Annotated in this window: 4 protein-coding genes; 1 reads left to right on the top strand and 3 read right to left on the bottom strand. The window is 73.2% G+C overall.

The window, feature by feature from the left end; genetic code table 11:
• Positions 1–97 precede the first annotated feature (97 nt).
• Genes ABZ923_RS41020 through ABZ923_RS41010 form a run of 3 tightly spaced genes read right to left on the bottom strand, consistent with a single transcriptional unit; the run spans position 98 to position 2,436 of the window.
• Positions 98–871, bottom strand: coding sequence for an enoyl-CoA hydratase/isomerase family protein (locus ABZ923_RS41020; RefSeq protein ID WP_361483462.1), 774 nt, complete (start codon positions 869–871; stop codon positions 98–100).
• A complete protein-coding gene (locus tag ABZ923_RS41015) occupies positions 868–1,275 on the bottom strand; it encodes an OB-fold domain-containing protein (RefSeq protein ID WP_361483460.1) in 408 nt (135 codons plus the stop codon). The genes ABZ923_RS41020 and ABZ923_RS41015 overlap by 4 nt, the downstream gene beginning before the upstream one ends.
• A gap of 6 nt (positions 1,276–1,281) precedes the next feature.
• Positions 1,282–2,436: a lipid-transfer protein gene (locus tag ABZ923_RS41010; RefSeq protein WP_361483457.1), complete on the bottom strand. Its 1,155-nt coding sequence runs from the start codon at positions 2,434–2,436 to the stop codon at positions 1,282–1,284.
• A gap of 83 nt (positions 2,437–2,519) precedes the next feature.
• Here ABZ923_RS41010 and ABZ923_RS41005 point away from each other — a divergent pair, with 83 nt between their 5' ends.
• A complete protein-coding gene (locus ABZ923_RS41005) occupies positions 2,520–4,103 on the top strand; it encodes a FadD3 family acyl-CoA ligase (protein ID WP_361483454.1) in 1,584 nt (527 codons plus the stop codon).
• Positions 4,104–4,243 lie beyond the last annotated feature (140 nt).

Below are 4,243 nucleotides of genomic sequence, written 5' to 3'. Positions count from 1 at the left end.
GTCCAGTACGAGGGACTGCACCCGGCACGCCGAGAGCACGCACCAGACGCCGCAGGGCCCGCCCTCCGGGCGGACGGAGGGACTTTGCGGACACGGCCTAGCGCACCCGGAACTCCCGGCGGCGGGCGGCGAACAGTTCCGCCTGCCGCCCGGCCGGCAGACTGCCCAGCGCGATCAGGTGCGGTGCCTGCGCGAACGCCTGCGCCCGCGCCGCCTCCTTCGCCGCCCACAGCGCCCGCACCGTGCCCTGCACCGCCTCCGGCGGATACCCGGCGATGATGCCGGCGCAGCGCACGGCGGCCTCCATCGCACGCCCCTCCCCGGCGATCTCCGACACGAACCCCACCTCGTACGCCCGCCGCGCCGACATCCGCTCGGCCGTCCCCATGAGCATCATCCGCGCGGCCTCCCCGAACGGCATCCGCTCGGCCGCCAGCACGGACTCGTAGGCGCTGACCATGCCGTACGTGGTGTGCGGGTCGAAGAACACGGCCGTCGGATCCGCCACGACGAACTCGCTCTCGCCCAGCAGGTAGAAGGCCCCGCCGCACGCCATCCCGCGCACCGCGGCGATCACCGGCTTCCACAGGCCGTTCGCCTTCGGCCCGATGCCCAGCAGCGGATCGTCCTGCATGTACGGCGACGAGGGCTGCGGTACGACCGCGTCCCGGTCGATGCCCGTACAGAACGCCCGCTCCCCGCTCCCGGTGAGCACGACGGCCCGTACCGTGTCGTCGAACCGCAACCGCCGCCAGACCTCGGCCAGTTCCCCGACCATGGTGAGGTCGACGGCGTTGAGCCGCCCGGGCCGGTCCAGGGTGACCACGGCGACGCCGGTGCCCTCGCCGACGTCGAGGCGGACGGTGTTCACTCCGGCACCCACTGCGGCAGCCCGCCGGAGAAGACGGCGCGCACCCGGGCGCCGATCCTCAGCCGCGCCGGGTCGAGGGAGTTCAGCGGCGCCCCGGCGTACGCGACCACGTTCCCCACCAGCCGTATCCGCGGGGCCTCCGCCAGCTCCACGACGACCACGTTGTACGGCGCCTGCTCCGCGTAACCGGGCAGCAGCGGCGGGTGCGGCACGACGTACGACCACACCCGCCCGCGCCCCGACACCGCCCGCCACCCGGCCGCGAAGGACTGGCAGTGCGGGCAGCAGGGCCGGGGCGGGAAGCGGAGTTCACCGCAGTCGCCGCACGCCTGGACGCGCAGCTCGCCGCGGGCCGCGTACTCCCAGAAGGGCGCGCCGTCGGTGTCGGTGACCGGATCGAGCATGCCGGATCAACTCCTCAGCAGAAGGGCGGAGGTGGGCACACCCTCGCCGGCCGTGACGAGACAGGCGGCGGCGCCCGGCACCTGGGCGGTACTCGTGCCGCGCAGCTGCTTCACCCCTTCGTTGACGAGGTTGAAGCCGTGCACGTAGGCCTCGCTCAGCCCGCCCCCGCCGGTGTTGAGCGGCAGCCGCCCGCCGATCTCCAGGGCGCCCTGCTCGGTGAAGGCGCCGCCCTCGCCGCGCGCGCAGAAGCCGTAGCCCTCCAGGGACAGCGGGACCAGCGCGGTGAACGCGTCGTAGATCTGCGCCACGTCGACGTCCTCCGGCGTGAGGTCGGCGTGCTTCCACAGGTGCCGGGCGGCGGTCCAGGCGGGGCCGGAGAGCGGGTCGTCGTTCCAGTAGTTGACCATGCCGTGGTGCTGGGCGGGCAGCCCCTGCGCGGCGGCGTGGACGTACACGGGCCGCTGCCGGCAGTCCCGGGCGCGCTCCTTGCCCACCACCACACAGGCGAGGGCGCCGTCCGTCTCCAGGCAGTTGTCGTACAGGCACAGCGGCTCGCTGATCCAGCGGGAGGTCATGTACATCTCGCGGGTCAGCGGCCGTTCGTACATCACGGCGGCCGGGTTCTGGTTGGCCCGGTTCCGGCAGGCCAGCGCGACGTTGAACAGGTGGTCCCGCGTGACGCCGTACTCGTGCATGTACCGCCGGGTCAGCATGGCGATCTCGTCGGCGGGCCGGAGCAGCCCGAAGGGCCGGGTCCACTGTCCCGGAGTCGGCAGCTGCACGGCCGTGTCGGTCCACGGCCGGGGCCCGCTCCCCCTCTTCCGCGACCGCCACGCCACCCCCACCGTGGCCTGCCCGGAGGCGATGGCGGCGGCGAGGTGGGCGACGGTCGCACAGGAGCCGCCGCCCCCGTACCCCACCTTGCTGAAGAAGGTCAGGTCCCCGAACCCGACGGCCTTCGCCAGCTCCACCTCGTCGGTCTCCTCCATGGTGTAGGAGGCGAGCGCGTCCACCTCGCCGGGCGCGACACCCGCGTCGTCGAGCGCGGCGAGCACGGCCCGGCAGGCGAGCGTCCGCTCGTCCTCGGCCAGGTGCCGGGCGAACGCGGTCTGTCCGATCCCGACGATGGCGGTGGCGTCCTTGAGTCCTGCTCCTGCCATGTACGGCCCCCTCTCCTGACAGCCCGTCAGATTACCGCTAATCTGACGGCTAGTCAGCTACGTGTGTGGGGGGAGGCCGGTCCGTGACGGCGTCGTGGGAGACCATCCCGGAACTGGTGCGGTGGGCGGCCGGACGGTTCGCGGACACCGAGGCCGTGGTCGACGGCCGTACCCGGATCACCTACGCCGAACTGGGCGCCCGGATCGAACGGGCGGCCGCGGCCTGCCTGGCCCGCGGGGTGGAGATGGGCGACCGGGTGGCCGTCTGGGCCCCCAACACCCTGGACTGGATCGTCGCGTCCCTCGGCGCGGTGTCCGCGGGCGCGGTCCTGGTACCGCTCAACACCCGCTTCAAGGGCACGGAGGCGGCGGACGTGCTGCGCCGCAGCGGGGCGAGGCTGCTGTTCGTGACGGGGACGTTCCTGGGCACCTCGTACGTGGCGTCGCTGCGGCGAGCGGCCGGCGCGGGGACACCGGCCGCGGGGCGCCCCCTTCCCGCCCTGCCGGCTCTGCACCGGGTGGTGGTCCTCTCGGACGACGCACCGCCCGACTTCGAGACGTGGAAGAACTTCCTGGCGGCGGGCGAGGGCGTGCCGGGGCCGGACGTGCGGGCCCGCGCGCAGGAGCTGACCCGCTCGGCCCTCTCGGACATCGTCTTCACGTCCGGTACGACGGGCCGCCCCAAGGGCGCGATGATCACCCACGGCCAGACCCTGCGCGCCTACGAGACCTGGGCGGACCTGGCCGGTCTCCGACCGTCCGACCGCTACCTGATCATCAACCCCTTCTTCCACACCTTCGGCTACAAGGCCGGGGTGCTCGCCTGCCTGATGCGCGGGGCCACGATGATCCCCCAGCCGGTGTTCAACGTGGGCACGGCCCTGGCCAACATCGCGGCGGAGCGGATCTCGGTCCTCCCGGGCCCGCCGACCCTGCACCAGCAGCTCCTGGACCACCCCGCCCGGGCCGCCCACGACCTGTCCACCCTCCGCCTGGTGGTGACGGGCGCCGCGGTGGTCCCCCTCCGCCTGGTGGAACGCCTGCGCGAGGAACTCGGCGTCGGCACGGTCCTGACCGCGTACGGCCTCTCGGAGGCGACCGGAATCGTCACGATGTGCCGCCGCGGCGACGACCCGAAGCTGATCGCCTCCACGTCCGGCCGCGCGATCCCCGGCACGGAGGTGAGAGTGGCCGGTCCCACCGGCACCCCGGGGGAAGTCCTGGTCCGGGGCTTCAACGTCATGCGGGGCTACTACGAGGACCCCGAGGCCACCTCCGAAGCGGTCACCCCGGACGGCTGGCTGCGCACGGGCGACGTGGGCGTCCTGGACGAGGCGGGCAACCTGCGCATCACGGACCGCCTGAAGGACATGTTCATCGTCGGCGGCTTCAACGCGTACCCCGCCGAGATAGAGCAGCTCCTGCTCACCCACCCCGACGTCACGGACGCGGCGGTCATCGGCGTCCCGGACCCCCGCCTGGGCGAGGTGGCCAAGGCCTACGTCGTCCGCCGCCCCCACTCCCACCTCACCTCGGACGACCTGATCACCTGGTCCCGCCGCGAGATGGCGAACTACAAGGTGCCGAGATCGGTGGAGTTCCTCCCCTGCCTCCCACGGAACGCGAGCGGGAAGGTACTGAAGGGGGAGCTGAGGGGGCGGGGTTGATGCGACCGGTGCTGTGGAGTGGCCGTGGGGCCGCCCGCTTCTCCAGCCAGTGTCGGGCTTCCACGAGGTGAGTCAAGGGCGCTCCCGTTCCGCTGCGCTCCACTCCCGCGTCGCCTCCGGCGATGGGCCTCCGGCCCACC

The sequence above is a fragment of the Streptomyces sp. NPDC046881 genome (assembly GCF_040645015.1).
Lineage (GTDB): Bacteria > Actinomycetota > Actinomycetes > Streptomycetales > Streptomycetaceae > Streptomyces.
Note: the sequence above shows the minus strand (reverse complement) of the source record. Positions and strands in the feature narration are given on the sequence as shown.